The sequence below is a fragment of the Kitasatospora sp. NPDC058243 genome (genome assembly GCF_042882025.1).
Classification (GTDB): domain Bacteria; phylum Actinomycetota; class Actinomycetes; order Streptomycetales; family Streptomycetaceae; genus Kitasatospora.
This window is the reverse complement of record NZ_JBHVWW010000057.1, coordinates 45,315-50,525: the sequence shown is the minus strand read 5'-3', so window position 1 is coordinate 50,525 and position 5,211 is coordinate 45,315. Positions and strand designations below refer to the sequence as shown.

The 5,211-nt window shown below is 74.2% G+C and carries 5 protein-coding genes; 4 read left to right on the top strand and 1 reads right to left on the bottom strand.

Going from position 1 to position 5,211, the window contains the following annotated elements; translation table 11 throughout:
- Positions 1–108 precede the first annotated feature (108 nt).
- Entirely contained in the window at positions 109–960 is an 852-nt protein-coding gene (locus ACFVX9_RS29465; protein WP_387984417.1) for a hypothetical protein, read from the bottom strand.
- 307 nt (positions 961–1,267) lie between these two features.
- Between ACFVX9_RS29465 and bioB the strand changes: the two genes are divergently transcribed.
- The 4 genes from bioB (at position 1,268) to ACFVX9_RS29445 (ending at position 5,083) form a co-directional block, all read left to right on the top strand.
- Entirely contained in the window at positions 1,268–2,500 is a 1,233-nt protein-coding gene (gene bioB / locus ACFVX9_RS29460) for a biotin synthase BioB (RefSeq protein WP_387984416.1), read from the top strand.
- Positions 2,501–2,522: 22 nt separating this feature from the next.
- On the top strand, positions 2,523–3,827 hold the full coding sequence (locus ACFVX9_RS29455) for an adenosylmethionine--8-amino-7-oxononanoate transaminase (RefSeq protein WP_387984414.1): 1,305 nt from the start codon (positions 2,523–2,525) through the stop codon (positions 3,825–3,827).
- Positions 3,824–4,558 carry a dethiobiotin synthase gene (gene bioD / locus ACFVX9_RS29450; RefSeq protein WP_380485045.1) on the top strand — a complete coding sequence of 245 codons (735 nt, stop codon included), beginning with the start codon at positions 3,824–3,826 and terminating at the stop codon, positions 4,556–4,558. The genes ACFVX9_RS29455 and bioD overlap by 4 nt, the downstream gene beginning before the upstream one ends.
- Positions 4,559–4,648: 90 nt before the next feature.
- Positions 4,649–5,083, top strand: coding sequence for a hypothetical protein (locus ACFVX9_RS29445; RefSeq protein ID WP_380345197.1), 435 nt, complete (start codon positions 4,649–4,651; stop codon positions 5,081–5,083).
- The last annotated feature ends 128 nt before the right edge of the window (positions 5,084–5,211 follow it).

Sequence of the window (5,211 nt, the reverse complement as noted above, 5' to 3'; positions counted from 1 at the left end):
GTGGGGGGGTTTGGGGGGCCATGGGGGGGGATGGGTGGGGGGGCGGAGAGCCCCCCACCCCCTTTTTGGGGCTCCCCCCCCCCCGGGGGGGGGGGCCCCGCCGCGGCGTCACATCCAGACGAACGGCGCGCCCGCCGCGTAGGAGAGCGCGCGGGTCGCCTCCTCCAGGGTCTGCTCGGTGGTGAGCGCCGGGCCCGACGGCGTCGAGGCCGGGGTGGACTGGGTGCCGGGGCCGGGCGTGCGGGCGTCGCTGAGCCGGGAGCTCACCACCGTCACGTAGTGCCCGACCGCCTCGACCCGCGGCTCGGCCGACTTGGGCCCGCCGGAGGACGGCGCGGGGGCGGCGTTGGTGTCCGGAAGGATGAAGGCGAGCGCGCCGGGCTTGCCGCGCAGGGTGTCGGCGGCCCGGGTGGCGGCGGCCTGGTCGCCGAAGCGCAGGACGGTGACACTGCTGAGCACCGGGCGGTCCTGGCCGGTGAAGCTGACGGTCAGGTAGGCCTGGCAGCCGGTGTCCTTGAGCAGTTCCTGGGTGCGGTCCTGCAGCACCTCGGTGCAGTTGCCGCCCTGCCGGATGGCGCCACGCCGGGCCTTGTACCCGGCGGCCTCGACCGGCCGCTGGGCGGGGAAGAGGCTGTCGGCATTGAGGCCCTCGGGGTCGGTGCGCGGCGGCGGGGTCCCCACCACCGGCGGCGTCCTGGCCGCGTCCTTGCTGGACGGGCCGAGCCCGGGTATGTAGTCGCCGGGCATCGGGCGGGTGATGATCCATCCGCCGGCGGCCACCACTCCCACCACGACGACCCAGCCCACGGCCCGGCGGGCCGTCAGCCGCCTGCCCCTGCCGCCGACCCGACTGCCGATCAGGTCCGTGCCCGCGCCGGCGGGGGCCCCGCCGGTCCGCCGCACTGCCTGGCCGTTCTGGCCCTCTCCCGGAGTCGGGGTGCGCTCCCCCTGCGTGGTCATGGCGCAGATTCTAAGCAACCGTCGGGTGGCGTGGATCACGGGGTGGGGGGGTTGCCGGTCACCGCCGCGTGCCGGCGCCCGCGACCGTCCGGCACGCGCACCGGCGACCGCCCTGCGCCGGTCTCCCCGGCCCTTCGCCGCGACCGCACCCTACCGGCCGGTAACCTCCGATTCGCACCGGCGTCAAGCTCGTGACCAGCGACGACACCGTGAGCTTCGACACTGTGGCAAGTGGCACATCCTTCCGCCGATCTTCTGGCGGGTTCCCTCTGGCGCCATTCGAGCGCCACCAGGCAGGATCGGCCCCATGGATCTGCTCGATACCCTCACCGCCAAGGGCCTGCGCGGCGAAGTCCCGACCCGCGAGGAGGCGCTGGCCGTCCTCGCCACCACCGACGACGAGCTGCTGGACGTCGTCGCCGCGGCCGGCAAGGTCCGCCGGAGGTGGTTCGGCCGGCGCGTGAAGCTCAACTACCTGGTGAACCTCAAGAGCGGGCTCTGCCCAGAGGACTGCAACTACTGCTCGCAGCGGCTGGGCTCCAAGGCCGAGATCCTCAAGTACACCTGGCTCAAGCCCGACCAGGCCGCCGAGGCGGCCCGCGCCGGGGTGGCCGGCGGCGCCAAGCGCGTGTGCCTGGTCGCCAGCGGCCGCGGCCCCACGGACCGCGACATCGACCGGGTCACCGACACCATGGCCGCCATCAAGGACGCCGACCCCGAGGTCGAGATCTGCGTCTGCCTCGGCCTGCTCTCCGACAACCAGGCGGAGCGGCTGAAGGCGGCCGGCGCCGACGCCTACAACCACAACCTCAACACCTCCGAGAAGACCTACGGCGACATCACCACCACCCACACCTACGCGGACCGGGTGGACACCGTGCAGAAGGCGCACGGCGCGGGCCTGTCCGCCTGCTCCGGCCTGATCGCCGGCATGGGCGAGAGCGACGAGGACCTGGTCGACGTGGTGTTCGCGCTGCGCGAGCTGGGCTCGGACTCCGTCCCGGTCAACTTCCTGATCCCGTTCGAGGGCACCCCGCTCGCCAAGGAGTGGAACCTCAGCCCGCAGCGCTGCCTGCGCATCCTGGCGATGGTCCGCTTCGTCAACCCGGACACCGAGGTGCGGATCGCCGGCGGCCGCGAGGTGCACCTGCGCTCGATGCAGCCGCTCGGCCTGCACGTCGCCAACTCGATCTTCCTCGGCGACTACCTGACCAGCGAGGGCCAGGCCGGGCAGACCGACCTCGACATGATCAAGGACGCCGGCTTCGAGGTCGAGGGCGCCGGCGAGGCCACCCTGCCCCGCCACCGCGCGGACGTCGCGGCGGCCTCCTCCTGCGGCACCGCGGCCTCGGCCTGCGGCAGCGGCGGCGGCTGCGGCCCGTGCGGCGGGCACGCGCACGCGCCGGCCGACGCCCCCGTCGCGGTCGACGCCGACGCCGACGCCGACGCCGCCTCGGACGCCTCGGACGGGGAGCTGCGCAGCGACCTCGTCAAGGTCCGGCTGCGCGGCGCCGGCACCGAACTCGCGCCCAATGCCTGATAGTTCTGGAGACTGACGCATCATGCCCCAGCTGTCCGCGGACACGCTGCTCACCCTCGACCGCGCCCACGTCTGGCACCCGTACGGGCCGATGCCCGGCACCGCCACCCCGTACGTGGTCGAATCCGCCTCGGGGGTCCGGCTGCGCCTCGCCGAGCCCGTCGCGGGCGGGCAGCGCGAGCTCGTCGACGGGATGTCGTCCTGGTGGGCGGCCATCCACGGCTACCGGCACCCGGTGCTGGACGAGGCCGTGCGCGAGCAGCTGGGGCGGATGAGCCACGTCATGTTCGGCGGGCTCACCCACGAGCCCGCCGTCCGGCTGGCGGCGACGCTGGTCGAGATCACGCCCGAGCCGCTGCAGCACGTCTTCCTCGCCGACTCGGGCTCGGTGGCCGTCGAGGTCGCGCTGAAGATGTGCCTCCAGTACTGGCAGTCCACCGGCCGCCCGGCCAAGCGCCGGCTGCTGACCTGGCGCGGCGGGTACCACGGCGACACCTTCCACCCGATGTCCGTCTGCGATCCGGACGGCGGCATGCACCACCTGTGGGGCGGGGTGCTGCCCGGGCAGCTGTTCGCCCCGCAGCCGCCGGCCGGGTTCGACGCCCCGCTCGACGCCGGGTACGCGGCCGAGTTCGAGGAGCTGATGGCCCGGCACGCCGACGAGCTGGCCGCCGTCATCGTCGAACCGGTGGTGCAGGGCGCCGGCGGGATGCAGTTCCACTCCCCCGCCTACCTGCGGATGCTGCGCGAACTCTGCGACCGGTACGGGGTGCTGCTCGTCTTCGACGAGATCGCCACCGGATTCGGCCGCAGCGGCGCACTGTTCGCCGCCGACCACGCGGGCGTCTCGCCGGACGTGATGTGCCTGGGCAAGGCACTCACCGGCGGCTACCTGACCCTCGCCGCCGCGCTGTGCACCGGCGAGATCGCCGACGGCATCAGCCGCGGCGAGATGCCGGTGCTCGCGCACGGGCCGACCTTCATGGGCAACCCGCTGGCCTGCGCGGCCGCCAACGCCTCGCTGGAGCTGCTGCTGAGCCAGGACTGGGCGGTCGGGGTCAAGCGCATCGAGGCCGGACTGGCCGACGGCCTCGCGGCCGCCGCCGACCTCCCGGGCGTCCGGGACGTCCGGGTCCAGGGCGCCATCGGCGTCGTCCAGCTGGACCACCCGGTGAACGTCCCGGCGGCCACCGAGGCGGCCGCCCGGGCCGGCGTCTGGCTGCGCCCCTTCCGGGACCTGATCTACACCATGCCCCCCTACGTGACGGAGGACGAGGACGTGGCACGCATCGCCGACGCCGTGACCGCTGCGGCGGTGGCCGGATGAGCGCGCGGATCCTGTTCATGACGGGCACCAACACCGAGGTCGGCAAGACCGTCGCCACGGCAGCGGTCGCCTCGGCCGCGCTGCAGGCCGGCCTGCGGGTCGCGGTGCTCAAGCCCGGGCAGACCGGGATCGCCCCCGGCGAACCCGGCGACGCCGATGAAGTCCGGCGCCTGGCCGGTGACCTGACGATCCGTGAGCTCGTCCGCTACCCGGAGCCGCTGGCGCCCGACACCGCCGCCCGGCGGGCCGGGATGCCCTTCCTCTCCCCCGCCGAGGTGGCCGACGCCGTCGCCGAACTGGCCGCCGGGCACGACCTGGTGCTGGTCGAGGGCGCGGGCGGGCTGCTCGTCCGCTACGACGACGAGGGCCGCACCCTGGCCGACCAGGCGCGGGCCGTCCTGGACGCCGGGCTGCCGGCCGAGGTCCTGCTCGTCGCCTCCGCCGGGCTGGGCACGCTGAACATCGTCGCGCTCTCGGCGGAGGCCCTGGCCGCCCGCCGGCTGCCGCTCACGGGCGTGCTCGTCGGCTCCTGGCCCACCGCCCCCGGGCTCGCCGAGCGCTGCAACCTCGCCGACCTGCCGCGCTCGGCCGGCGCCCCGCTGCTCGGCGCCCTGCCGGAACGCGCCGCAGCCGCCGAGGACTTCGCCGCCCTCGCCCTCGCCTCGCTCTCCCCCCAGCTGGGCGGCACCTGGAACGCGGAGCACTTCGCGCACTCCCACCGGCCCGAATAGGCCCGGCTTCGCTCGAAGGTGTGATTCCGGCGCCCGAACCCTGGGTTCGGACGCTACGGGCTCAATACCGTTCCTCCTATGACAGACGGGATGACGGTAGACGAGTCTCTTCGGGCCCTGGCCGCCCTGGAGGCTGCGTGGAAGGACGACGACGAGGCGCTGTCCGCCCTCGCCGCGGGCGGTGCGGACGAGCGGTCGCTCCCGGCGCTGGTCGCCGCGTACGGCGAGCACGCGATGGACACCCTGATGGCCCTGGCCTTCGGCCTGCGGTCCACCATGAGCGACGAGGAGCTCGCCGAACTCTCCGACGCGGTGAGCTCCAACATCGGCGCCCGGATGAGCGCCCTGCTCACCCAGACACTGAAGACCTGGGGCACCCTCGCACCCCGGGACGACCTGGCGGTGACCAAGGCCATCGCCCACGCGGTGATCGACTCCATGCGCGCCGTGACCGAGGACCCGAGCCAGACCGAAGTCCTCCCCCTGCTGGCCACCTTCCGCACCTACGCCCTGAACGGCGCCTGACACCGCAGCTTCGGGGGGGGGGGGGGGGGGGCCCCAAAAACCCCCCCCCCCCCCCACCCCCGCTCTTTCTTCCCCCCCCCCCCCCCCCCCCCCACCCCACCTCTCTCTCGGTGTGTGTTTCTTTTTCT

Excerpts from the sequence above, each read along its gene's own strand:
- ACFVX9_RS29465 (WP_387984417.1), bottom strand. The coding sequence starts at position 960 with ATGACCACGCAGGGGGAGCGCACCCCGACTCCGGGAGAGGGCCAGAAC.
- bioB (WP_387984416.1), top strand. The coding sequence starts at position 1,268 with ATGGATCTGCTCGATACCCTCACCGCCAAGGGCCTGCGCGGCGAAGTC.
- ACFVX9_RS29455 (WP_387984414.1), top strand. The coding sequence starts at position 2,523 with ATGCCCCAGCTGTCCGCGGACACGCTGCTCACCCTCGACCGCGCCCAC.
- bioD (WP_380485045.1), top strand. The coding sequence starts at position 3,824 with ATGAGCGCGCGGATCCTGTTCATGACGGGCACCAACACCGAGGTCGGC.
- ACFVX9_RS29445 (WP_380345197.1), top strand. The coding sequence starts at position 4,649 with ATGACGGTAGACGAGTCTCTTCGGGCCCTGGCCGCCCTGGAGGCTGCG.